Raw genomic sequence first — 21,004 nt, forward strand, 5'->3', positions numbered from 1 at the left:
TAGAATGCAAGGAGCTGCGTTCCCTTCACACGAGGTGCCACGGTGAGGAAGCTCTCGGCCGACCAGTTCCGCGATCGTCTGCTCAGCGTGATGGACCGCAAGAACCACTGGGCCTGGCCCTACTTCAGCGGTAACAAGATCACGCGGGACCAGCTCAAGATCCATTTCCGCCAGGAATACGCGGTGTACGTGCGGGACTTTCCCGTGCTCTTGGCGCGCATCTACGGCAAGAACCCTCCGCGCGACGTCCGGAGCATCCTGGCCAAGAACATCTACGAGGAGGACACGGGCGGGCTGTCGCTGGGCCGCCCCCACCCGGAACTGTTCCTCACCATGATGATGGGACTCGGCTTTCCCCGGAGCGAGTTCCGGGACGTGGAACTCCTCTCTCCGAGCCGCGCCTACCGTGAGTGGCTCGACAGCGTGACGATGGAGCGCGACTGGATCACCGGGGCAGCAGTCCTCACGATCTTCGTCGAGGGAAGCGTCAACGACCGTCAGGAGATCTTGCAGGGCCTCAAGCCCAAGACCCCGGCCGAGATCGAGGACTTGGTCATGAAACACCCGCTCGTCCAGTACCACGGCCTGTCGCCGGAGTACATGGACCTCGTCCGCGCGCACTACATGGTGGAGCCCGGCCATCGGCACGCGGCCTACCAGATCGTCGTGACCCACGCCGTCGAGGCCGAGCAGCAGCAGGCGGTCCTCGACGCCCTCAACGAAGCCCTCCAGTACTGGCTGCATTTCCGTGACGGAATCGCGCGCTGCTGCGGCCTACGGGAAGCGTGAGCCGGTCCGCGCTCGTCGCGGCAGTTCCGTTCGTCCATCTCGTCCTGCTGCTCGCCGCTGCGGCGGGCGCGGGCGAGGCCGGACCCGCGCCCGCATCCGAAGACATGGTTCTCGTGCCCGCGGGAGAGTTCCTCATGGGAAGCCCGGCGGGGAGCGACGGCTTCGACGACGAGCGGCCCCAGCGGCGCGTCTATCTCAGCGCGTTCTGGATGGATCGCCACGAGGTGACGAACGCGGCCTATGAGCGGTTCGTCCGGGCCACTGGGCACCGCCCACCCGCTAACCAGAATCCCGCCGTCACGCTTTGGGAGCACGGTGCCCCACTCCCTGGGACCGCCGACCACCCGGTCGTCAACGTGAGCTGGGACGACGCGCTCGCCTACTGCCGGTGGGCGGGCAAGCGCCTGCCGACCGAGGCCGAGTGGGAGAAGGCCGCGCGGGGCACAGACGGCCGCCGATATCCCTGGGGAGAGACCTGGGATCCTCGACGCGCGAACAGCGCCAGCTACTGGGCGGGCCGCACCATCGAGTTCGCGAGTCGGGAGGAGTGGCTAGCCTTCTGGATCGAGGGCGAGGGAGCCCGCATCGCCAAGGCCCGTGGGCTCAAGGGCGAAGTGCTCACCCTGCCGGTCGGCAGCTTTCCCGACGGGGCCAGCCCCTACGGGCTGTACGACATGGCCGGGAACGTCTCGGAGTGGGTGGCAGACTGGTACGAGCCCTATGCCTATCTCAACGCGCCGCTGGCCGATCCGCCAGGGCCTGACGGGAAACTGCTGAAGGCCATGCGGGGCGGATCCTGGCTCAAGCCGGCCAAGAGCCTGCGGACGACCGACCGCGACTTTGGGTTCCCCGCCGACCGGCCGAGCGGGACCGGCTTTCGCTGTGCGAAGGACGCTTACTGATCTGGGCTACTCTTGGAAATAGAGGTAGTCTAGCCGCTCGACCTGCACCACCGGCATCACCAGCCCGCGCCCCTCCTCCCCGTGCGCCATGTCGTAGATCACGGATTCCTCCGGCACGAGCCGACCCGTCACGGCCACCGCGATCGCGATCGTCTCGCCTGCAGCAATTTTCCGCTTGAGAAACGCGTTCAGGGCTGGCGGAGGCCCGGCGATCAGCTCGGAAGGCAGCCCCTCGGGTTTGAACCGGACCAGCCCCCACGCAGTCCGAATCAGCTTGGGCCCGATGGCCACCCGATAGCCGCCACGCTTTGCGTCGTAGGTCGAAAGTTCTCCCTCCCAGAGGAAGGTCACCCGCTGAGCCAGCGCCGGCTTCCCGGTCCGGGCCTGGTCCCGCTCGCGGTTCAAGGTAAAGAGCCGTTCGTCGTGGCCGCCCCCGTGATGGCCAAAGACCTCGACCCAGTTCGGCGGCGCGCCGTCGAGCGCGGCGAGGAAGCGCTCGATCGCCGCGGGTTCGTCCAGCAGCGTCGCGTCCGGCGGCACGACGCGGTGGATCTCGAACTTCCCCAACCCGATCAGCGGGCGCGTGCCGGTGGGCTCGCCCCGGAGCGGAGGTGCACCGCTTAGCAGCAGGAGCAGCAGGCTGATGAGCAGAACCCGCGTCAGCCCCATCGTCATGACACCCGCGCCCACGCTTGCTCGAACGCAGCCTCCAGCGCCGCGACCGCCGGATGGCCGACGCCGACGATACCCGCGTCCACGAGCACCGCGATCCGCGGCCTGGGGTCCAACCGGGCTAGCGCCGGACGGTCCAGCCCTCGGCCGGACTCCAGCACCTGCCGGTAGGTCGCCAGCCACGATTCGGTGACCGCGCGCAGCCCCGCGTCGGTCGGCTGCATCTTGCCCAGCCTGACCTGCTGGAGCAGCTTCACGATCGGGTCGGTCTTCGACAGGGTCTGGATGGCCTGTCTGAGGTTGGCCTCGGAAGATTCGTGCATCGAGCTCTTGACGCAACCACCCTCCGGGAGATCAGGAGATCAGACCAGGAGATCAGACGAAGGGGACCAGGAGCCTGTCGAGGCCCGCCTCAGTTCATCACGCAGGCACCGGGACCGCGGGGATCGCCGCAAGTCCCGCAGGGAGCCGGGCTGCTCGAGGGCACCCCTGTCGCACCGACGGCGAAGGCCGACCATTGCTTCTCCAACCGCGTGGCCTTGCAGACGGGACAGGCGGGCGCAGCCGAGCCCCGGACGATCGTCTCAAACCGGTGGTTGCATTCCTGGCAAATGTATTCGAAGATGGGCATGGTGTGCATTCTCCTCCTCAGGCCGACCAGCGGTATTATAGAGGGCCGCCCGGCTCGGCTTCAACGGAGGGGGCGGCGCCACGGAGGCCACATGTTTCTTGAAGAGAAGATATTCCGGCTGCGCTTCAACCTGGAAGCCAGCTTCCCTGAGGACTACGAGGGCGAGGAGGACAACTATGCCTGGCTTCGGGACTGGGAGGCGCAGATCAAGCCCGAGCTGCTCAAGCTGATTTTTGAGGCGCTGCGCAAGCATCCGGCTTGGACCGCCCGCGTGCGGAACCGCGGCCTGGCCCCGAGCGACGAGATCGAGATCGTGCTGGCGAAGGATTTCGTCCACGACCGGACCAAGTTGAATTGACCCCCATGCAGACCTCTTCGCTCGGCCGCGTCGGCCTTTATCTCCACGTCCCCTTCTGCACGACCCGCTGCCTGTTCTGCGCCTTCTCCCTCCAGATCTACCGGGAGGACTGGGCCACGGCCTATCTGGCGTCGCTCGCCCGCGAGATCGAGCTGCACGCCCGCCGGGGCAGCCTCGGCGGGCGCCTTCTGGACACAGTCTATTTCGGCGGTGGGACGCCGACCACGCTCACACCCGAGGCGCTGACCAGCATCCTGGACCGCGTGCGCGACCGGCTTGGCGTCGCGCCGGACGCCGAGGTCACGATCGAGGCCCACCCGGACACGGTGACGGCGGACGGGCTCCGGCGCCTGGTCCGGGCCGGATTCACCCGGATCAGCTTTGGCGCCCAGTCCATGGACGCCAACGAGTTGAGCCGCGTCGGCCGCCGGACGGGGCCAGACCGGACGAGGGCCGCCGTGGCGGGGGCGAAGGCGGCTGGCTTCGGCAACGTCAACCTGGACCTGATCTACGGCCTACCGGGCCAGACGCTCGAAAGCTGGCTCGCCACGCTCGACGAGGCGCTCGCGCTCGAGCCGACCCACCTGTCCCTCTACGCCCTCACGGTTGAGGACCGGACCGGCTTGCAGGTGGCGGTGCACCGGAGCACGGTCTCGGAGCCCGATCTCGACCTCCAGAACGCGATGGAGGCAGTGGCGGCGCAGCGGCTCGCCGCCGCCGGGTTCAGCCGGTACGAGATCTCGAACTATTGCCGGCCGGGCTTCGCCTGCCGCCACAACCTGCTCTATTGGCAGGACGAGGACTATCTCGGCCTGGGCCCCAGCGCGCAGTCCTATCTGGAAGGATGCCGGCTCGGCAACCTCGAGGGCCTCACGGCCTGGCGGCGCGCGCTCGACCGCGGAGAGCTGCCGATCGCCGAGTCAGCGCGCCTGAGCCCCGCGCAACGGCGCCGCGAGGCGCTCATCTTTGGCTTACGGCTGACGGAGGGCGTGCCGCTGGACCGGCTGAAGCGGAATGGGCCCGAAGATGGCCTAGCAGATGTGCTCGACCGCCTGGCCCGGCAGGGGCTGATTGAAGGGCGAGCCGGCCGGGTCGCGCTCACGGAGCAGGGGCAGCGGTTGGCCGACTCGGTCGCGGTCGAGCTGCTGTAAGGACGCCTACCGGGCCAGCAGGTAGTGCAGCGCGGTGTCGGCCAAGATGGCCATCCAGGCCGAGGCGTTCAGGACAACCAGCGAGCGGTCCCGGTTCCAGACGTGGAACAGAGCGAGCGCGATGGCAAGCTGCGTCAGGAGCGAGAAGGGCCGGTGGAGATTGGCGGAGACTGCGCCGCGCTCGCTCGCGAGCGCGGCCACGGCGGCGAGCAGGTAGCAGCCGAGCGCGCCGGCCTGGAGCCAGACCGCCTTCTTCTCTCCGGACCGGCGCACGACGTGGACCAGCGCCCAGGTAAGGCAGACGATCACAACCAGGAGCAGGAGCGGGAACAGGGGCCAGAGGACCTTCGCGCTGAGCATCACCGGAGCCTCCGTCACGTCGGGACAAGGCACCGCGGCCGACTGTAGCAGCGGCCGTCGGGAGAGTCAACCGGTTGGTGGTCCCGAGGTCCCTTGACAAAGCGTCGCGCAGAGCGGTAGGAGAACTTCTGAGCGCTTGCGCTGGAAGGAGGTGGCCATGCCCGTCAACATGGATCCCTCGAAGAAGCGCCTTAGGAAGTCGGAGCCCGAGCCGGTGGAAGCCAGGCCCGCGCCGGACCCCGAGGCAGCCAAGCCCAAGCCGAAGAATCCCGACGAACCCGACGAGCGAGACCTCGCCGAAAAGGAATGGAAGCATCTTTGGGATGCCACCGAAGTGATTGACATGGACAAGTGGTGAGGGAGAGGGCTAGGCCGGAAGGAAGTAGAATGCGATCGCGAGCATCACGTACACGCCCACCAACATCATTCCCTCCATCCAGTGGGATTCTCCGTCCATCGCCACGAAGCCTACCACCAGCACGGAGATCGTCACCGCCGCGACCTCGAAGGGCGTGAAGATCAGGTCCAGCGGCGAGCCGGTGAGGTAGCTCGCGAAGACCAGGAGCGGAGCGACGAACAAGGCGATCTGGAGGCTCGACCCCATTGCGATGCCCAGGGCCAGGTCCATCTTGTTTTGCATGGCGACCAGCACAGCGGTCGAATGCTCGGCCGCGTTGCCGACCAGGGCCACCAGGACGACGCCGACGAAGACCTGGGTGAGGCCCAGCCGCTGGGCAGCCGGCTCGATCGCCCCGACCAGCAGCTCGCTCAGGACCGCGACGGCCGCGGTCGTCCCCGCCAGAACCCCGATCGCCCGGCTTCGGCTCCACAGCTCCCGAGCGGTCCCCCCGGCTGCCTCCCCATCCTCCTCGGCGAAGAGGTGATGGTGGGTTCGCAGGGAGAAGACCAGGCTCAGAACATAGATCGCGAACAGCACGAGGGCGATCTCGAAGCTCACCTCCTGCTCCACGGCAGCTCCCTGTTGCGGGGCCGTCCAATGGAAGAGGGCGGGAACGACCAGGCCGACCGCCGAGAGCAGCAGGAGGCTCGCGCCCATGCCCGCGGCGGTGCGGTTGAACCGCTGCCGCTCGTAGCGCAGGCCACCCATGGTCATGGCGAGGCCCAGCACGAGCAGCGCGTTGCCGATGATCGACCCGGTGAGGGACGCCTTGACGACGCCGTGCAGCCCGTCCTTCAGCGCGACGAGCGCGATGATCAGCTCGGCGGCGTTCCCGAGCGAGGCGTTCAGCAGACCGCCGATTCCGGCCCCGACGTGGGCAGCCAGGTGTTCCGTGGCCTTGCCCATCAGCCCCGCCAGCGGGACGATAGCCAGCGCGGACACGAGAAAGATCGCGGTCGGCTCGGCGTGCAGCAGCTCCAGCGTCAGGGCGAGCGGCGTGAAGCCGTAGAGGGCGTTCCAGGCCCACGTCGTCAGGGGCAACCGTCTGATACCGGACCTCTCGAAGCAGTCAACGCGAGAGCGCGGCCCGAAGTTCCGCGAGGGCCGCCTCACAGCGAGCAGAAATGCGCCACGGTAGCATGGAGACGATGAGTTTGTCGAATGCCCCGGGCGAGGCCAGCCAGGCGCTCTATTACCCGTTCCATCTGTGCCACGAGCGGACGCTCGCGCGTTTGCTGGAGGAGTATGCCTCGATCCATTTCCGCGACTACATGGCCCTCCAGGTGACCCCGCTGAGCGGGACGACCGCCCATCCGGATCGGATGGGCGACGCCCACCCGGAGCTGCTCAAGAGCGGCCGGCTGGTCCAGGGCTATCCGGTCAGTGGCCCACCTGATCCCGACCTGGTCGCCGCCATGGATCGGGATCTGGCCGATTCGGACTGGCGGGCCCGCTTTCACCGAGCCCTGATTGAGGATCGGCGGTTCCAGCGGGGACTCTTCGACCTGACGCACGGCATGCGGATCGGAGCCGCGATGGTTCCCGGGCCGGCCGCCCTGCTGCGATTCCTTGAGGAGCCCCGGCGGGATCGTCCCTGCTCGTTCGAGCGCCTGCGGCAGCTCAGCGGCCGGCCCCTGACACCTGAGGAAGGCTACGACTACGAATATGCCTTGGCGCTGGTCAAGACCGCGGCGGCCCTGGCCTGGACAATCCGCCTCTGTCTTACTTACGGCCTCGTCGCCGTGACCGACTCGCGGCCTCACTACGACCTCCTGGAACGGAGCCTGGACCGGGACCGGATCGTCCTGCCCAACCGCTGGATCGCCCGTGAGGGCTATTGAGGGGATCGGGGGGCGACGAGGCGCCGGCCCAGCTTGGCAAGCCTCAGACAGGCTGCTACAATACGCGGCATGGCCGACAGCGGCGTGACGGTTGTTCTGCCGGAGACAAGTGAGGAGCAGCACACTGGGGCCGGCGACAATCTGGAAGCCCGCGTGGTGGTGTACAACTGCAACTGCCACACCTACCAGCAGGTGATCCAGTTGTTCTGCGAGGCCATTCCGGGGATGAATCCCGCCAGGGCCTTTGAGCTAGCCTGGAAGATTGACCACGAAGGCAGCGCGACGGTGTACGAAGGCCCCTGGAGCACGGCAGAAGGGATTGCTAAGCACCTCGCAGGCGGAGGCCTGCGGGTCGCAGTGCAGTAGCCTCCGCGGGCCAAGAGGCTAGCGGTGGGACGATTTTCGCCGGGCCTTGCGGGCAGCGGCGCGGCGCGTGGTCCGAGCGACAGCCCTGGCCCGCTTGCGGGTAGCCCGCTTGAGCGCGACAGTGGCCTCCGGCTTCGGATGCGGCGCAGGCCAGGATGGTAGCCGCCCTTTTTTCTTCAGGACTTCTCCGCTGTAGACCCGGACCTGGTACAGCTCGAACAGCCGGTCAATGGCCTTCGGGTCGCCTTTTCTGGCCAGATTCAGCAGCCGACGCCGCTGATTCATTTCTTCTTCTTCGGTATGGGAAGCCGCCCGTCGCTCCATTCGGCTGGTCCTTTCTCAGATAGGCGTCGTCCTTGAGAACCCCCTACTGCGCTAATCGGAAAGGCCTTACGATATCATAGAGTTATCAAATTGTCACGCCGAACTCTGCGAAAAAAATCGCTCACCTGAGCCTGTTGCTCAAACTCATGATCGAGCCCTCTGGTCACCAGACATTGATTCGCTTCGCTCCCATGTGGGCTTCTCGCTGCCGAGACCGCGAGGGAGCGTGGCCTTTGAGAGAGTCATCCCCTTGTCTTCTTTCCGCTTCCCCGGCCAAGCCGTCGCGGTTCGCTGCCCCTGCGCCGACCGGTCCAGGCCGCCTTCCCACTCCGCCAGAGCTTCAACAAGTTATGCGTGGCGCAGAGCAGCTTCCACTCGCCGTCACAGGCTTGGCGGCCACGGCGCATGAAGCGATCACAGCCACGGGTGCTCTTGATCTGGCCGAATACCGGCTCCACCGTCTGGCCGCGCTGCGTGTACAGACGACGTCCGCGCTGCGTCAGCAGCGTGCGCTCCATGCGGTCGCGGGCCGTCAGCCCCTTCGGACAGCGGCCTCGTGGCGGTGGCTGCTCCCGCAGCGCCTTGCGCTGTTTCCAATCTTGGTTCGGCGCGATCAGCAACTCAGGTCCGGCGGGATCGGCCTCCGTCAGGTTGGCCTCGCTGCAATAGCCGGCATCTGCCAGGGCGGTCTTGATGGCCTGCGGGTGCTCGATGGCCTGCAGATTCTCCTGCGCCTGCGTCAGCATCGGATGCAGTTGCCGGACATCGTTCGCCTCCTGCGTGACGGCGGCCGCCACGATGATCTGCGCCTCCGTCACGACCGCTTGGGCATTGTAGCCTTGCACGTACCCGGCCTGGGTCTTCATGATGCGACTGTCCGGGTCTGTCACGTTCGCCTTGGCCGTGGCATCCGCTGCCGCTTCGGCCGCCTTCGGCTTGCGGCCCCGCTTCTTCTGCCCGGTGGCGGCTTCCTCGGCCTGGCGGGCCTCAAGCTTGGCCTGCTGCTGCGCGGTCGCCTCGGCCGCCGCCTGCGTCAACCGTGCCTGGCACGCCTTCAACCGGGCCAGTCGGCTCCGCCGATCCCGCAACGCCTCCGGCAGTTCGTCGCCCCGCTGCTCCGGTCCGTACAGCCGATCCTCGGCGGCATCGGTGGCCTGAGCCTCGGTCAGCATCCGCGTCACCTCCGCCGCAATCGTCTCGGCGGTCCGATTCGCTGCCAGCGCCGCGTCGGCCTTGATCTTCGTGCCATCCAGGGCCACCACCCCGACCTTCACCAACCCCGCCGCCGCACACAGCGTCAGCACCTGCGTAAACAGGGCGGCCAACGCGGCCTCATGGGTCTGCCGGAATCGGGCGATCGTGGTGTGATCGGGCCGCTGATTGGCCGCGAGCACCCGAAAGGCCACATCCCGCTCGCACAGCCGTTCGATCCGGCGGCTGGAGCGCTCCCCCAGGCAGTACGCATACAGCAGCAGCGCCACCATCATGGCCGGCTCGTAGGCCGCTTGGCCCCAGCCATCGGCTCGGTACGTCCGCTCGATCTTCGTCAGATCCATCTGGGCCACCGCATCCAGGATGAACCAGGCCAGATCGCCCTCCGGCAGCCAATCCTGCAACGCCGGCGGCATCAGATACAGTTGCTCGCGCTCACACGGCAGAAAGTTGTAGCCCATCGCATCCTCCCTTCGGTCATGACTCGGGAAGACAGTATACATATAATTGCCTAGGTGTCAAGGGGTTTGTGCAACAGGCTCACCTGGAGTCATATTGCGATCACATCCCCAAGTTGCGGAAATTCAATCATCTTTCCAGGGCTCCACCGCTTGAATTCCCTTCGTCTCCTGAGCCCCACCGTTTGCCCGGCCACTCCCAATCCCCGTATAATTCGCCCTATGGCGGTCCAGGCTCCAGCCAACGAATCCCCTCTTCTCGGCCTGCTCAAGCAGCACAGCAGGGCGGCTGATCCCGAGCTGTGCGCGTCCAGACCGGACAAGAAGGAGATCATTTGCTACGCCTGCGGGCACCGGTGCGTGATTCGCGAGGGCCGGCTGGGCATTTGCAAGGTCCGGTTCAACGACGGCGGGACCCTCAGGGTCCCCTGGGGCTATGTCGGCGCGCTCCAATGCGATCCGATCGAGAAGAAGCCGTTCTTTCACGTGCTCCCCGGTGCGCGGGCCCTGAGCTTCGGGATGCTCGGGTGCGACTACCACTGCGCCTATTGCCAGAACTGGATCACCTCGCAGGCGGTCCGGGACCCAGAGGCGGTGAGCCCGATCACCCCGGTCTCGCCAGAGCAACTCGTCGGCCTCGCCAAGACCCACGGGGCGCCGGTCATCGCCAGCACCTACAACGAGCCGCTCATCACCACCGAATGGGCCCTCGATGTGTTCCGGGCGGCGAAGGCCCGAGGCCTCCGGACCGCATACATCTCCAACGGGAACGGCACGCCCGAGGTCCTCGCCCATATCCGGCCCTGGGTGGACTTCTACAAGGTAGACCTCAAAGGCTTCTCACAGGAGGAGTACCGCAAGCTGGGCGGCCAGCTCGCGGGCGTGCTGGACACGATCCAGCGGTTGGTCGGGCTGGGATTCTGGGTCGAGATCGTCACGCTCATCGTCCCGGGCTTCAACGACAGCGAAGCCGAGCTGACGGCCATGACCGAGTTTCTCGCGTCCGTCTCCCCCGATCTGCCCTGGCACGTGACGGCCTTCCACAAGGACTACAAGATGATCGAGCCCGACAACACGTCCGCCCGCTCGCTCATCCGGGCCGCGGAGATCGGCCGGCGCAGCGGCCTGCGCTATGTGTACGCCGGCAACCTGCCCGGCCAGGTGGGCCCGTACGAGCATACCTGGTGCCCAACTTGCGGCACGGCGGTCGTCAAGCGCTTCGGCTACCGCATCCTGGAGCGGCACCTCGAGGCCGGCGCCTGCGCGACCTGCGGGACCGCGATCCCCGGCATCTGGTCGTGATCGGCCCGATTGTGTCCTGCGGCGGAGGCCGCTTATAATCGCCCGTATCTTTCTGTCGGCGCCAACACCCCGGCGTTCCGGCCGGGCTCATCGAAGAAGGAGCGATCATCATGGAACTGTACAAGCGTGAAGAGCAGAAGACCGACGTCCAGGACGATCCCCGGGCCCGCGAGCTGCTGCGCCAGGCCTTCGAGAACACAGCTCGCTGGCAATCCGACTTCAAGGGCTTCAGCGCCGACCTCATCGTGAACGTAAACGGGCAAGAGGCGCGCGGCAGCGTGACCGTGAAAGGCCCGCGCGAGGTGACCGTGTCCTTGCCCGACCCGGACCTCCAGAAGTGGGCGGAGAACCAGATCGCGATGATCGCCGTCCACCGGGCACCCCGCAGCTTCGAGGAGGCGGACGGCAAGTACGCGCTGACGCTCGGCGACGACGCCGCGCATCCGCTGGGGCCGCGCGTGCAGATCCACGGGGACGGCATGCAGTCGTTCTACCGGATCAAGGACGGCCGGATCACCCAGATCAACCGGAGGATGCCCCACATCGCCTTCACGATTAACGTGGAGGACAGCGCGAAGACGCAGGACGGGAAGTTCATCACGACCCGCTACACGGTCTACTACTACTCGGGACAAGACGGGAAGCTCGCCAATGTCGAGAGCTTCAGCGACAGCCACACCCGCGTGGGCGCCTCCGACCTGCCGGCAAGCCGGCGGATCATCTCCTACGAGAACAACGAGGTGGTCGTCCGCAGCCTCACGTTCCAGAACCACAAGATGCTCTGATGGACCTGCGGACCGCGTATCCACGCAGCCTGCGGGAGAAGCTGGCCGGCTACGTACACCTGGCGCGCATGCTCGATAAGGCGCGCGCGGCGCTGGCCGGCACCCTGGGCGAGTATATCTACCCGTGCCCCCTGGATCGGCGGCTGCTGGAGTTCGCCGGCCTCACCGCGGAGCAGTTCCTGGAGGCGGTCCGCGGGCGGAGCGACGAGGAGGTGGCGGCCTGGTTTGCACGGACGGCGACGCCACGGAGCCGCGAGGAGATCGAGGCCTGGAACGAGATGATGCTCGCCGGCGGACCCGACACGGAGGAAAAGTGGGCCTATTTTCGCTCGCTCCGGGACAAGATTGATCCGACCCGGACGGACCTCACGACCTGGGCGGACCTGCTGGACCTGGATGAACAGCGGCCGGTGCCGATCCGGTCCGCAACCATGACAGGAGCGCGATGATGAGGGCTTTGGGGAGACGATCTGACAATCCGTTTCGCTGGGCCGGCGCAATGGCCGGCGCCGTGCTGACGCTGTTTGGGTTTGGACCTCTCTCGGGCGCCCGGGCGGACGACCTGCCACGGGAGGCGGTGCTGCCGCTGGCGCTGGCGACGAAGGCCGCGGCCGCCGCGGTGGAGACATGCACGAAGGACGGCTATAAGGTCAGCGCCGCCGTGGTGGATCGGGCAGGGGTGCTGAAGGCCCTGCTGCGGGCGGACGGCGCGGGCGCGCACACGACCGACAGCAGCCGGAAGAAGGCCTATACGGCGGCGAGCCTCAAGCGGCCGACGAGCGAGCTGGGCGAGCTGCTCGTCAAGATGCCCCACCTGCAGGCGCTCCGCGAGATGAACGAGCAGATCCTCATCCTGGGTGGCGGGCTGCCGATCGAGATCGGCGGCGAGGTCGTCGGCGGGATCGGCGTCGGCGGCGCGCCCGGCACGCAGCTCGATGACGCCTGCGCCCAGGCGGGCCTGGACGCCATCGGCGCGGCGAAGAAGGCGTCTCCGCCCGCAAAGTAAGAGGCCCGGCGCCACCGAACAACTGCTAGACACAACGACGTTCATCACAATACCGTCTGTCATTCCCGCGAAAGCGAGAATCCATCAACACATTGGATTCCGGGTCGCCCCAGACGTTTTCAATCCGGAGCGGGACACGTCATTCCGGCAGCCGGTCCCGGCTTGATCCGGGGCCGGGGTGACACCCTGGCGGGCGCCTGGAATGGAGGCGGAAAGACCTCTCATGTCAGTGGTCACGGTGCACCTTGATGAGAAAGCGGACCGCAAGCTGCAACGCCTGGTCAAGGAGACCGAACGTCCTCGGGACCCCTTTTCCGTGCCAAAAACTTCAGCGGCGTTGAAACCTAAGAGGGAGGTAAGGCGCTCAGTTTACCGCGTCGCCTTCAGCTCCTGGTTGGCCGCTACCCTCATCCAGAACAAAGGGAATCCCGGCCTGCTCGGCGCGGCCCTGCGCCGCGCGCCGTTCGTCAGCCGAGTCCTCACGACGTCCACCCGTCCCCGCCCGTGCCGCCATCGAAACGACACGTCCGGACGGGTCAGGCCTCCTGCCGGAGCACTCGCTGGCCGAACTTCACAAACTCGTCGAGCCGTTGCGTGATGATCGCCTTGACGATGTCGAGGTTCAGCTTGTCGTATTCGTGAACCGCGACGTTTCGGAAACCCACCATCCGCTTCATCGCCGTCGCCAGCTCGCGATCCAGGAGCCCCGCAGCGTGAAGCAACTCGAACGCATCCCGGCTGTCTTGCGGGACCCCCAGACGCCGTTTTCTCACGACGTGCATCGCCAGATCGATGGACGCTTCACAGGCCCGTTGCAGGTTCAACAATATGGAGTCTTGCGTGGTGGGATTGCTGTAGAGATGTTCGTCCTCGCCTCCGTAGACATCTCGGATCCTCTTCACGCACCGCTCAAGGCTTGCCACTTTATTGATCACGACATCATCCGGCATAGACAGCGCCTCGCGCACGGATGTCATCGAGAATACCGCGGCGTTCCTCGTTCAAGCGGGCATAGGAGGCGTACACCAAGTCTTCAAACCGCTCTCGCGCGGGATCGTGTTCGCTGTCCAGACATTCGCCATAAGCCAGCACCTGCATGCGCAGGACCGTTGAAGCCGCACGCAGATCAATCAGATCGACCTCCCGGTGCAACAGCGCCGCAAGCTGCTCCCGCAACACCATGAGGTGTTGCGGCGCACAGGGCTCTGCCGCCAGGATCGCTAAATCCACGTCGCTCTGTGGGTGAGCCTCACCTGCTGCCTGTGACCCGAACCGGTAGAGGGCGATCAGGCTCGGCACAGCCTCTCTCACGATGCCAATCAGCTTCTTGTCCTGCATCGTCTACTCTCCATCCCGGCCTCGGCACGCGCAGGAGCGTGGCCGCAGGCCCAGACTACTGTGCGCCCCCGACGCTGTCAACTGCTAGCCCCGCCCCTCCTTCACCGCCATCCGTCCCCGCTTGTGCCACCGCCGAAGCCGCCGAAGTTCCCCCCGAATCCGCCCCGGCCGCTTCCCCAGAACTCGCCCCGCCTGATGCGGCCGAAGGGATGGCGCAGGTCGGGCCGGCTGATGTACCAGAGAAAGAATAGCGCGGCCGCGCCGACCAGGCTGATCAGAAAGATCCCCAATCCCCGCGAGTGCGGTCTCGCCCGGCTGCCTATCCGCAGATGCTGGGCAGAGGAGGCGAGCATGACGGCGGCCCGATACAGCCCCTCTCCGTGCTCGCCTGTACGGAAGGCCGGCTGCAGAACCTTGCCGGCGATCTCCTCCAGGACCGACGCGGGGACGACTAGACTGAGGTTCCGCCCCAACGTGACCGCTGCCTGCCCCTCCTCGAGCGACATCAGGATGAGCGCGCCGTACCCCTGCTGCGCTGTCCCGATCCCCCACTGCTTGTAGAGGGTGCCAGCGTAGGCCTGGGCGTTCCGGTCGGGCGCGAGCGTCCGGACGGTGACGACCACCAACTCGACGCCCGTCTTGCGCTCGAGGTCCTGACAGACGGAGCGGATGCGTGCCTTCCAGTCCGGATCGAGCACGCCCGCGAAGTCGCTGACGTAGCCCATGGGCCCCGGGAGCGGTGTCGTCTCCTGGTCGGCCCTGGCGGGCAGCGCCACGACCGCCAGCAGGACCGCCGTCGCCACCAGCGCGAAGGGTGCCCGCGGCAGGCTCCGCGCTCCCTTCCTCATGGACGTGAGTCCTCCGGGGCAACCAGCCGCCCCTCCGCCCGCCACCGCCCGACCTGTTCCACGAGCGCCTGGAGCGTCCCGCAGTACCGATCGAGCAGCCGGGGGACCTCGAGCTGACCCGGCGTGAGTCTCCCGCGCTTGAGGTCCAGCACCTCTCGGACCGGCCCCAAGTCCAGCCCCAGCGCGGCCTGAAGATCTGCCAGCAACTCGTCACCGGTCTTGGCCCGAGCTCGCTCCAAGAGCCGCGCTACGCCGCGCAAGCAGGCCAGGAGGCTGGTGACCGACACCGTCAGCAGGATCACGGCGGCCTCGGCCGAGCCGGTCCCCTCCACGAACCGCTGGCGCACGCGGAGCAGGCTCGCCCACAGCTCTCGCTCGCACTGCTCGGGCAAGCGACGGAGATCGAGGGGCAAATCGGGAAACGGATCGCGGCCCGTTAACAGCCGATGGTGCTCGCGAATCTCCAGGTACTCGAGCGGAAAAAGTCCGAGCGAGGCCGCCAGTTCCGCTTTCGTGAGCAACAGCGGGACGGCGATCTGCTCGCGGCTCCAGCGCCGGTGAATCTTGGCATAGCGCTGCAGGAGGCCAACGTCCTGCGCGGCCAGGAGGACGAGCAGGTTCAGGTTGGACCGGCCGGGCAGAAACTCGCCGCGGACGGCGCTCCCGTAGAGGAGCACCGCCTCCAGCGAGTCACCGAAGAGCTTGGCGAGGTCGGCCAGGTACGCGCGGAGTACCGACCGCACCTCGGCAGGCAATCCCGCGATCGCTGTCTCGCTCAGCGCCGGGCGGGCGTCGTCTCTGGCGCTCATGGCGCCGTGGTCTCCGGCGGCAGTCGGTGCGCCCTGGGATCGGGCAGGAGCCCCGCCGCCATTAACCGGTCCAGTAAGCTGAATGCCGGGCGTTCGCGCAGCCCCGCCGTCGCGGTCAGGACCTGGTAGCGGAGCCGTGGGTTGCGGTCCAGTGTCCTGAAGACCCGATCCCGCAGGAATGCGACGACGGGGTTGCCCGTGTTCCAGAAGAACACCTGCTCGTCGGCCAGCCGCTGGAGCATCTCGACTTGCGGGCGCCGCCGCCGCTCGTAGGCGGCGAGCGCCTCGGCGGACCAGTCGTCCCGTGCCAGGCAGGCGGGGACCAGCTCAGCCAGGGTCACCGCGTCCACCATCGCCTGCATGCGTCCCTGCGAGGCGTGGGGGTTCATCGCATGCGCCGCGTCACCGATGAGCGCCGCCCCATCGGCCACCCAGCGCGCGGCCCGGACGCGGCCCGTCGGCAGGTAGGCGGTCTGGTCCCAGCTCGCAAGGTTGCGGAAGGTCTTCTCCAAGCTCGGAGCAATCCGGATCCACCGCTCGCGCAGGGCTTCCACCCCCGCGGACCTGAGCTGCGGCATGGCACCGGCTGGGATCATGAAGAAGCAGTACACCTTCCCCCTGGCGGCGGGGAAGATCCCTAGGATGGTCTTGCGGCCGACGAAGTACCGGGCTGCCTCCAGCTCGTCTGCGCCGTCGAGGATCGCGATCAGGTATCCTTCGGGATAGCGGTGCAACCTGGCAGGAATCCCCAGGGCCTCGCGGACCTTCGACAGCGCGCCGTCGGCGCCAACGACCAGCTTGGCCGAGATCCGGATCGGCTTGCCACCCTGTTCCACAACCAGCCCGGTCACCCGGCCGGCCTCACGCAGGAGCCCTTTGAACGGCGTGCCGTACCGGAGCGAGCCGGGGCTGCGGGCCTCCAGGGCCGCTAGGATCGCGTGGTGCGCCGCGTTCGGGAGCGTGACCAGCGCGCGGTTGTACGGCGGCGGGAGCATCCCGTAGTCCACCGTGCAGAGGCGCTCGCCGCCGACGCGGCAGAAGTGAAACCGGCGCACCGGCTGGATGGCGTCCGCAGGGAGCCGGTCGAGCAGGCCCAGGCCGTCCAGCACCCGCTGCCCGTTGGGCTGGAGGATCTCGCCCCGGAGGCCGCCGGGCGGCCCCGGCGCCTGCTCGAGCACGAGCGCACGGATGCCGCGCTGGGCGAGCGCGAGCCCCAGGACGGCCCCGCCGCTGCCTGCGCCGACCACCGCCACGTCCGTTCGCTCGTCCGCGAAGCTCATGGGGCGGCCCGCTCCTCGATCGTCAAGCCGGTGAGGAACTTCGACTTCACGTCGGTCACGGACAGCGGCTTGCCCTCGACGATGGACTTCCGCATTATCCCCTCGCCCGCCGTGTTTCCCACCAGGAGTGCGCCGACCAGCTTGTCCTGCCGCACCACCAATCTCCGGTAGATACCCTTGGCCGGATCCCGTCCGGTGAGGACCACGGCTCCGCCCGTCGCCGGCTGGGTCAGGCCGAGCACGGTCACGCGGAGGCCGCAGAAGGTCTCCGAGTTCGACACGATGACCCCGCGGTAGGGCTGGCCGGCGCCCGCCATGCAGGCGCCGGCCAGCTTGCCTTGCTCGACCGCGTTGTTCCAGTTCGTCACGACGCGGAAGAGGCCGGAGACCGGATCGTAACCCTGAGCCGCGTCCCCGGCGGCGAAGACATCGGGGACGTTGGTCCGAAACTCGTGGTCAATGAGGATGCCCCGGTCCGTGCGGACCCCGCTGTCCTGCAGGAACGCGATGTCGGGCCGGACGCCGACTGCGACGACCACCACTGCGGCGGGGATCCACCGGCCGCCGGCCGTCCGGACGCCCGCGACGCAGCCGCTCTCGGCTTCGATCTCGGCGACCTGATCGCCCAGCAGGACCTCGATCCCCTCCCGCTCGACCGCCGCCCGCACCAGATCCGAGGCGGGCTCGTCGAGGAGCGGTGCCCAGAGCCGCGGCTCCCGCTCGAGCAGCACGACCGGCCGGCCCCGCTTGCGGAGGCCCTCGGCCAGAATCAGGCCGAGCACGCCGCCGCCGATGACCGCCGCCGACCGGTCGGTGCTCGTGATCAAGCGGATCAGCGTCCTCGCGTCCTCCCAGGTGCGGATCGTCATGACGCCGGCCGCGGAGGCCCCCGGCACGGACAGCGTGAGCGGCGCCGAGCCCGGCGCGAGCAGCAGGGCGTCGTAGCCCACCCGCGCGCCGTCCGTCAGCTCAACCGTCCGCTCGGCCGGCACGACGCGCGTGACCACGGTCTCCAAGCGAAGCTCGATCCGCTGCTCCCGGTAAAACTCCGGTGGATTGAGCGGCAGCTCCACGTCCGGCGTCGAGCCGCCGACGTAGGTATCGAGCTCGGTCCGATAGTATGGCGGATCGCGGTCCCGGTCCAGGACCAGCACGGCCCCCTGTGCGTCCGCGGCGCGGATCGCGGAGGCCGCATAGACGCCGGCCGGGCCGCCTCCCACGATGACGTACCGTTTCACGATCGTGCCCCGCAGGGAAGCCGGCGCCGGGGATCAGTCTGACTCGAACACCAGCCGGAACTGGTCGGCGGCGGCGTCCCAGGCCTGGGGAGAGGTCTTCACGAGCCAATCCTTGAGGTACGCCTTCTGGCCGGGGGTGAGGAGCTGCTTGATCTGGTGAGCCCGCCCCTGCAACGGCTGGAGGAATCCCGCGCGCTTGGCGGAATCCAGCGTGGCCGTCCTGACGTAGACGTTCGTATAGGCGGTCGGCGCGTCCTCCTCTCCTTCCCCCTGGATCCATACGGAGATGAACTTCTCGAGGTTGAGCCCGGCGCTGTCGAGCGCCGGCTCCGTGTCGTGAAACAGCTCGTTCTCCGACTGCTCCAGGGGCGTGGAGTCCTGGTACCGAAACAGGAAGTTCCGTTTCCACATGGCGTCGGCGGTCTCCTTCTGGCGGAGGCTACTGCCCTGTGCCGGCACGGGTCCGGGCGGATCGGCCGCCCGACCTCGCAACCGCGCCATACTGGCGGCGGATCAGGGCGAAAGTCAACCCCGGAGCCGCTGCCGGGTGATGAGCAGTTGCGAGAACGAGGCCCTACTGTCGCGTCCCGGAAATTCCCGCCATCAGCCGCGCGCTGCGGGAGGACGAAGGAACGGAGCGGTGAGGGCGGAAGCAGGCGGCACGCCGGACGGCCGTGGATGCCCCGGAGGGGGTATCGCAACGGAGCTGGGAAGCCGCGCCAGCTAGCCTTGAGCTGCAGCACGATCATGGTTTGGACTGTTGTGCAAATTCCCCGTGCTCACCCCCGCAGGGCAGCCGCGGCCAAGGCACTCGGTGGGCAAGCCCCGCGGGCCGGCTGTCCTTGACAAGACTGCGGGCAGTCTGTTAGCGTCTGGCAATTCTCGTGGTTCCGAGCCCACTTGGGAGTCCCCCCGATGCAGGTGACCATTAACGGGAAGCCGGAGGACGTGCCGGGTGGCACGGTCCTGGACCTTTTGAAGGCCAAGAGCATTGATCCGCACATGGTCGCGGTCGAGCTGAACTCCACGATGGTCGAGCGCGACCACCTCGGGACGACCCCCGTCAAAGAAGGGGACCAGATCGAGTTTCTCTTCTACATGGGCGGGGGCCGGTGAGGATGAAGGCCTACCGCGACATCACCGCGTTGATCGGCGGGACCCCGCTCGTGCGGCTAAACCAGCTCTCCCCGCCGGCAGGCGCGGCGATCTACGCGAAGGTCGAGTCGTTCAACCCCGGCGGGAGCGTCAAGGACCGCATCTGCCTCAACATGATCAACGAGGCGGAGCGGCAGGGCAAGCTCAAGCCGGGCGCCACGATCGTCGAGCCTACCAGCGGCAACACCGGCATCGGGCTGGCGCTGGTTTCGGCGGTCCGCGGCTACAAGCTGATCCTCGTCATGCCCGAGAGCATGAGCATGGAGCGGGCGAGCCTGCTCTCCTCCTACGGCGCCCAGCTCGTGCTGACGCCCGCCTGGGAGGGGATGAAGGGCTCGATCAAGGAGGCCGAAAGCATCGTCGCACAGAATCCGTCCTACTTCATGCCTGACCAATTCTCCAACCCGGCCAACCCGGCGGTGCACCGGCAAACGACGGCGGTGGAGATCTGGGAGGCGCTGGAGGGCCGCTTCGACGCCTTTGTGGCCGCCGTGGGGACGGGAGGGACGATCACAGGCTGCGGCGAGGTCTTCAAGGAGCGCAATCCGCGCATTCAGGTCGTCGCGGTGGAGCCGGCCGGCTCCCCGGTGCTCTCGGGCGGAGACCCCGGCCCCCACAAGATCCAGGGTATAGGCGCCGGCTTCATCCCGAAGGTCCTGAACCGGGCCATTCTGGACCGGGTGATCACGGTCACGGACGACGAGGCCTACCAGACCGCCAAGTTGCTCGCCAAGAAGGAAGGCTTGCTGGTCGGGATCTCGGCAGGCGCCAACGTCTTTGCGGCCCAGAAGGTCGCCGAGTTGCTCGGGCCAGACCAGACCGTCGTCACCATGCTGCCGGACACCGGCGAGCGTTACATCAGCATCGAGAAGTATTTCAACATATAGTCTCTAGCCCCTGGCCACGAGCCACAACGCTTCCTTATGAACTTCACCGACGAACAGGTCACCCGCTACAGCCGGCACATCTTGCTTCCGGAGGTTGGAGGTAAGGGGCAGAAGAAGATCGCGCAGGCGCGCATCCTGATCGTCGGTGCCGGCGGCCTCGGCTCCCCGGCGGCGTTCTATCTCGCGGCCGCGGGCGTGGGCACGCTCGGGCTCATTGACAGCGACGTCGTGGACCTCTCCAACCTGCAGCGGCAGGTCATCCACTACACGTCCGATCTCGGCCGGCCCAAGGTCTTCTCCGCCCAGGAGAAGATCCAGGCCCTGAACCCGGACGTCGCCGTCGAGCTGTACGAGGACCGGCTGACCTCGAAGAACGCGCTCGACCTGGTCGGTAAGTACGACGTGGTCCTGGACGGCGTGGACAACTTCCCGGCCAAGTTTCTCATCAACGACGCCTGTGTGCTGGCCGGCAAGCCGCTGGTGCACGGGGGCATCCTCCGGTTCGACGGCCGGGTCACGACGATCATCCCGAAGCAGTCCGCCTGCTACCGCTGCGTGTTCAAGAACCCGCCGCCACCCGGGCTCGTGGCATCTTGCCAGGAAGCCGGCGTCATTGGGGTGCTCGCGGGCATCATCGGGACGATCCAGGCGACCGAGGCCCTGAAGCTCGTGCTCGGCATCGGCCGCCCGCTGACCGACCGGCTGCTGGATTTCGACGCCCGGCGAACCGCGTTCCGGGAGATCCGCGTCCGCCGGAACCCCAACTGCCCGGTGTGCGGCGACCAGCCGACGATCACGGAGCTGTTCGACCACGAGCCAGAGGTCTGCGCCGTTCGAGGGGAAGCGGGCGCTGATCGCTGAGAGCGGCCCGCTGTCGGTTGTTTCCATGTGG

General features: G+C 67.4%; 28 protein-coding genes. 14 read left to right on the top strand and 14 right to left on the bottom strand.

Translation table 11 applies throughout. The features are described from left to right. Window positions 1–42: 42 nt before the first annotated feature. Window positions 43–789, top strand: a complete 747-nt coding sequence (locus ACWHYQ_RS16180) for a TenA family transcriptional regulator (protein WP_447973138.1) — start codon at window positions 43–45, stop codon at window positions 787–789. Next, a complete protein-coding gene (locus ACWHYQ_RS16185) occupies window positions 786–1,691 on the top strand; it encodes a formylglycine-generating enzyme family protein (protein ID WP_447973139.1) in 906 nt (301 codons plus the stop codon). Before ACWHYQ_RS16180 ends, ACWHYQ_RS16185 begins: the two co-directional genes overlap by 4 nt. 6 nt (window positions 1,692–1,697) lie before the next feature. Here the strand turns inward: ACWHYQ_RS16185 and ACWHYQ_RS16190 are convergent, their stop codons facing one another. From ACWHYQ_RS16190 to ACWHYQ_RS16200, 3 genes are all read right to left on the bottom strand, one after another. Beyond that, a complete protein-coding gene (locus ACWHYQ_RS16190) occupies window positions 1,698–2,366 on the bottom strand; it encodes a hypothetical protein (protein ID WP_447973140.1) in 669 nt (222 codons plus the stop codon). After that, a complete protein-coding gene (locus ACWHYQ_RS16195; RefSeq protein WP_447973141.1) occupies window positions 2,363–2,686 on the bottom strand; it encodes a hypothetical protein in 324 nt (107 codons plus the stop codon). The genes ACWHYQ_RS16190 and ACWHYQ_RS16195 overlap by 4 nt, the downstream gene beginning before the upstream one ends. Window positions 2,687–2,775: 89 nt before the next feature. Further along, complete coding sequence (locus tag ACWHYQ_RS16200; protein ID WP_447973142.1) at window positions 2,776–2,994, bottom strand: FmdB family zinc ribbon protein; 219 nt, start codon at window positions 2,992–2,994, stop codon at window positions 2,776–2,778. Window positions 2,995–3,085: 91 nt separating this feature from the next. On the opposite strand from ACWHYQ_RS16200, the gene ACWHYQ_RS16205 reads away from it, so the two are divergent. Both ACWHYQ_RS16205 and hemW read left to right on the top strand, forming a co-directional pair. After that, on the top strand, window positions 3,086–3,352 hold the full coding sequence (locus tag ACWHYQ_RS16205; protein ID WP_447973143.1) for a hypothetical protein: 267 nt from the start codon (window positions 3,086–3,088) through the stop codon (window positions 3,350–3,352). Between the two features lie 5 nt (window positions 3,353–3,357). Continuing rightward, window positions 3,358–4,503 (top strand): radical SAM family heme chaperone HemW, encoded by a 1,146-nt coding sequence (gene hemW / locus ACWHYQ_RS16210; RefSeq protein WP_447973144.1) that lies wholly within the window; start codon window positions 3,358–3,360, stop codon window positions 4,501–4,503. 6 nt (window positions 4,504–4,509) lie between these two features. On the opposite strand, the gene ACWHYQ_RS16215 is transcribed toward hemW, so the two are convergent. Further along, window positions 4,510–4,866 (bottom strand): hypothetical protein, encoded by a 357-nt coding sequence (locus ACWHYQ_RS16215; RefSeq protein ID WP_447973145.1) that lies wholly within the window; start codon window positions 4,864–4,866, stop codon window positions 4,510–4,512. 154 nt (window positions 4,867–5,020) lie between these two features. Between ACWHYQ_RS16215 and ACWHYQ_RS16220 the strand changes: the two genes are divergently transcribed. Continuing rightward, window positions 5,021–5,221, top strand: a complete 201-nt coding sequence (locus ACWHYQ_RS16220; protein ID WP_447973146.1) for a hypothetical protein — start codon at window positions 5,021–5,023, stop codon at window positions 5,219–5,221. 9 nt (window positions 5,222–5,230) lie between these two features. On the opposite strand, the gene cax is transcribed toward ACWHYQ_RS16220, so the two are convergent. Continuing rightward, the gene (gene cax, locus ACWHYQ_RS16225) at window positions 5,231–6,304 is read right to left on the bottom strand and encodes a calcium/proton exchanger (RefSeq protein WP_447973147.1); all 1,074 of its coding nucleotides are present in this window, start codon (window positions 6,302–6,304) and stop codon (window positions 5,231–5,233) included. 107 nt (window positions 6,305–6,411) lie between these two features. Here cax and ACWHYQ_RS16230 point away from each other — a divergent pair, with 107 nt between their 5' ends. Together ACWHYQ_RS16230 and ACWHYQ_RS16235 are read left to right on the top strand one after the other, a co-directional pair. After that, complete coding sequence (locus ACWHYQ_RS16230; RefSeq protein WP_447973148.1) at window positions 6,412–7,104, top strand: hypothetical protein; 693 nt, start codon at window positions 6,412–6,414, stop codon at window positions 7,102–7,104. Between the two features lie 69 nt (window positions 7,105–7,173). Continuing rightward, window positions 7,174–7,470, top strand: coding sequence for an ATP-dependent Clp protease adaptor ClpS (locus tag ACWHYQ_RS16235; RefSeq protein WP_447973149.1), 297 nt, complete (start codon window positions 7,174–7,176; stop codon window positions 7,468–7,470). An 18-nt stretch (window positions 7,471–7,488) separates the two neighbouring features. On the opposite strand, the gene ACWHYQ_RS16240 is transcribed toward ACWHYQ_RS16235, so the two are convergent. Both ACWHYQ_RS16240 and ACWHYQ_RS16245 read right to left on the bottom strand, forming a co-directional pair. Further along, on the bottom strand, window positions 7,489–7,755 hold the full coding sequence (locus ACWHYQ_RS16240; RefSeq protein WP_447973150.1) for a hypothetical protein: 267 nt from the start codon (window positions 7,753–7,755) through the stop codon (window positions 7,489–7,491). A gap of 281 nt (window positions 7,756–8,036) precedes the next feature. Continuing rightward, window positions 8,037–9,467: an IS1182 family transposase gene (locus tag ACWHYQ_RS16245; protein ID WP_447973018.1), complete on the bottom strand. Its 1,431-nt coding sequence runs from the start codon at window positions 9,465–9,467 to the stop codon at window positions 8,037–8,039. A 219-nt stretch (window positions 9,468–9,686) separates the two neighbouring features. Between ACWHYQ_RS16245 and amrS the strand changes: the two genes are divergently transcribed. The 4 genes from amrS to ACWHYQ_RS16265 all read left to right on the top strand — a co-directional run bounded on the left by amrS (window position 9,687) and on the right by ACWHYQ_RS16265 (window position 12,557). Further along, window positions 9,687–10,766, top strand: coding sequence for an AmmeMemoRadiSam system radical SAM enzyme (amrS, locus tag ACWHYQ_RS16250; RefSeq protein WP_447973151.1), 1,080 nt, complete (start codon window positions 9,687–9,689; stop codon window positions 10,764–10,766). 110 nt (window positions 10,767–10,876) lie between these two features. Next, window positions 10,877–11,551, top strand: a complete 675-nt coding sequence (locus ACWHYQ_RS16255; RefSeq protein ID WP_447973152.1) for a DUF3386 family protein — start codon at window positions 10,877–10,879, stop codon at window positions 11,549–11,551. Then, complete coding sequence (locus ACWHYQ_RS16260) at window positions 11,551–12,000, top strand: DUF5069 domain-containing protein (protein ID WP_447973153.1); 450 nt, start codon at window positions 11,551–11,553, stop codon at window positions 11,998–12,000. Before ACWHYQ_RS16255 ends, ACWHYQ_RS16260 begins: the two co-directional genes overlap by 1 nt. Further along, complete coding sequence (locus tag ACWHYQ_RS16265) at window positions 11,997–12,557, top strand: GlcG/HbpS family heme-binding protein (protein ID WP_447973154.1); 561 nt, start codon at window positions 11,997–11,999, stop codon at window positions 12,555–12,557. The genes ACWHYQ_RS16260 and ACWHYQ_RS16265 overlap by 4 nt, the downstream gene beginning before the upstream one ends. A gap of 536 nt (window positions 12,558–13,093) precedes the next feature. On the opposite strand, the gene hepT is transcribed toward ACWHYQ_RS16265, so the two are convergent. The 7 genes from hepT to ACWHYQ_RS16300 form a co-directional block, all read right to left on the bottom strand. Next, entirely contained in the window at window positions 13,094–13,507 is a 414-nt protein-coding gene (gene hepT / locus ACWHYQ_RS16270) for a type VII toxin-antitoxin system HepT family RNase toxin (protein WP_447975583.1), read from the bottom strand. Beyond that, complete coding sequence (gene mntA / locus ACWHYQ_RS16275; RefSeq protein WP_447973155.1) at window positions 13,497–13,895, bottom strand: type VII toxin-antitoxin system MntA family adenylyltransferase antitoxin; 399 nt, start codon at window positions 13,893–13,895, stop codon at window positions 13,497–13,499. The genes hepT and mntA overlap by 11 nt, the downstream gene beginning before the upstream one ends. A 101-nt stretch (window positions 13,896–13,996) precedes the next feature. Continuing rightward, window positions 13,997–14,743 carry a TPM domain-containing protein gene (locus ACWHYQ_RS16280; protein ID WP_447973156.1) on the bottom strand — a complete coding sequence of 249 codons (747 nt, stop codon included), beginning with the start codon at window positions 14,741–14,743 and terminating at the stop codon, window positions 13,997–13,999. Beyond that, complete coding sequence (locus ACWHYQ_RS16285) at window positions 14,740–15,552, bottom strand: hypothetical protein (RefSeq protein ID WP_447973157.1); 813 nt, start codon at window positions 15,550–15,552, stop codon at window positions 14,740–14,742. The genes ACWHYQ_RS16280 and ACWHYQ_RS16285 overlap by 4 nt, the downstream gene beginning before the upstream one ends. Then, complete coding sequence (locus ACWHYQ_RS16290; RefSeq protein WP_447973158.1) at window positions 15,549–16,832, bottom strand: FAD-dependent monooxygenase; 1,284 nt, start codon at window positions 16,830–16,832, stop codon at window positions 15,549–15,551. Before ACWHYQ_RS16290 ends, ACWHYQ_RS16285 begins: the two co-directional genes overlap by 4 nt. After that, the gene (locus ACWHYQ_RS16295) at window positions 16,829–18,070 is read right to left on the bottom strand and encodes an NAD(P)/FAD-dependent oxidoreductase (protein WP_447973159.1); all 1,242 of its coding nucleotides are present in this window, start codon (window positions 18,068–18,070) and stop codon (window positions 16,829–16,831) included. Before ACWHYQ_RS16295 ends, ACWHYQ_RS16290 begins: the two co-directional genes overlap by 4 nt. Window positions 18,071–18,103: 33 nt before the next feature. Further along, complete coding sequence (locus ACWHYQ_RS16300; RefSeq protein WP_447973160.1) at window positions 18,104–18,481, bottom strand: hypothetical protein; 378 nt, start codon at window positions 18,479–18,481, stop codon at window positions 18,104–18,106. 504 nt (window positions 18,482–18,985) lie between these two features. On the opposite strand from ACWHYQ_RS16300, the gene thiS reads away from it, so the two are divergent. The 3 genes from thiS to ACWHYQ_RS16315 are packed head-to-tail and all read left to right on the top strand — an operon-like array spanning window position 18,986 to window position 20,973. Continuing rightward, entirely contained in the window at window positions 18,986–19,186 is a 201-nt protein-coding gene (thiS, locus tag ACWHYQ_RS16305; RefSeq protein WP_447973161.1) for a sulfur carrier protein ThiS, read from the top strand. 2 nt (window positions 19,187–19,188) lie between these two features. After that, window positions 19,189–20,112 carry a cysteine synthase A gene (cysK, locus tag ACWHYQ_RS16310; RefSeq protein ID WP_447973162.1) on the top strand — a complete coding sequence of 308 codons (924 nt, stop codon included), beginning with the start codon at window positions 19,189–19,191 and terminating at the stop codon, window positions 20,110–20,112. A 36-nt stretch (window positions 20,113–20,148) separates the two neighbouring features. Then, window positions 20,149–20,973 (top strand): HesA/MoeB/ThiF family protein, encoded by an 825-nt coding sequence (locus tag ACWHYQ_RS16315; protein ID WP_447973163.1) that lies wholly within the window; start codon window positions 20,149–20,151, stop codon window positions 20,971–20,973. Window positions 20,974–21,004: the final 31 nt, after the last annotated feature.

The organism is Nitrospira sp. Kam-Ns4a, from assembly GCF_965152595.1.

Coding starts and splice junctions, on each gene's coding strand:
- ACWHYQ_RS16190 (WP_447973140.1), bottom strand. CDS start 2,366: ATGACGATGGGGCTGACGCGGGTTCTGCTCATCAGCCTGCTGCTCCTG.
- ACWHYQ_RS16195 (WP_447973141.1), bottom strand. CDS start 2,686: ATGCACGAATCTTCCGAGGCCAACCTCAGACAGGCCATCCAGACCCTG.
- ACWHYQ_RS16200 (WP_447973142.1), bottom strand. CDS start 2,994: ATGCCCATCTTCGAATACATTTGCCAGGAATGCAACCACCGGTTTGAG.
- ACWHYQ_RS16205 (WP_447973143.1), top strand. CDS start 3,086: ATGTTTCTTGAAGAGAAGATATTCCGGCTGCGCTTCAACCTGGAAGCC.
- hemW (WP_447973144.1), top strand. CDS start 3,358: ATGCAGACCTCTTCGCTCGGCCGCGTCGGCCTTTATCTCCACGTCCCC.
- ACWHYQ_RS16220 (WP_447973146.1), top strand. CDS start 5,021: ATGCCCGTCAACATGGATCCCTCGAAGAAGCGCCTTAGGAAGTCGGAG.
- ACWHYQ_RS16230 (WP_447973148.1), top strand. CDS start 6,412: ATGAGTTTGTCGAATGCCCCGGGCGAGGCCAGCCAGGCGCTCTATTAC.
- ACWHYQ_RS16235 (WP_447973149.1), top strand. CDS start 7,174: ATGGCCGACAGCGGCGTGACGGTTGTTCTGCCGGAGACAAGTGAGGAG.
- ACWHYQ_RS16240 (WP_447973150.1), bottom strand. CDS start 7,755: ATGAATCAGCGGCGTCGGCTGCTGAATCTGGCCAGAAAAGGCGACCCG.
- ACWHYQ_RS16245 (WP_447973018.1), bottom strand. CDS start 9,467: ATGGGCTACAACTTTCTGCCGTGTGAGCGCGAGCAACTGTATCTGATG.
- amrS (WP_447973151.1), top strand. CDS start 9,687: ATGGCGGTCCAGGCTCCAGCCAACGAATCCCCTCTTCTCGGCCTGCTC.
- ACWHYQ_RS16255 (WP_447973152.1), top strand. CDS start 10,877: ATGGAACTGTACAAGCGTGAAGAGCAGAAGACCGACGTCCAGGACGAT.
- ACWHYQ_RS16260 (WP_447973153.1), top strand. CDS start 11,551: ATGGACCTGCGGACCGCGTATCCACGCAGCCTGCGGGAGAAGCTGGCC.
- ACWHYQ_RS16265 (WP_447973154.1), top strand. CDS start 11,997: ATGATGAGGGCTTTGGGGAGACGATCTGACAATCCGTTTCGCTGGGCC.
- hepT (WP_447975583.1), bottom strand. CDS start 13,507: ATGCCGGATGATGTCGTGATCAATAAAGTGGCAAGCCTTGAGCGGTGC.
- mntA (WP_447973155.1), bottom strand. CDS start 13,895: ATGCAGGACAAGAAGCTGATTGGCATCGTGAGAGAGGCTGTGCCGAGC.
- ACWHYQ_RS16280 (WP_447973156.1), bottom strand. CDS start 14,743: ATGAGGAAGGGAGCGCGGAGCCTGCCGCGGGCACCCTTCGCGCTGGTG.
- ACWHYQ_RS16285 (WP_447973157.1), bottom strand. CDS start 15,552: ATGAGCGCCAGAGACGACGCCCGCCCGGCGCTGAGCGAGACAGCGATC.
- ACWHYQ_RS16290 (WP_447973158.1), bottom strand. CDS start 16,832: ATGAGCTTCGCGGACGAGCGAACGGACGTGGCGGTGGTCGGCGCAGGC.
- ACWHYQ_RS16300 (WP_447973160.1), bottom strand. CDS start 18,481: ATGTGGAAACGGAACTTCCTGTTTCGGTACCAGGACTCCACGCCCCTG.
- thiS (WP_447973161.1), top strand. CDS start 18,986: ATGCAGGTGACCATTAACGGGAAGCCGGAGGACGTGCCGGGTGGCACG.
- cysK (WP_447973162.1), top strand. CDS start 19,189: ATGAAGGCCTACCGCGACATCACCGCGTTGATCGGCGGGACCCCGCTC.
- ACWHYQ_RS16315 (WP_447973163.1), top strand. CDS start 20,149: ATGAACTTCACCGACGAACAGGTCACCCGCTACAGCCGGCACATCTTG.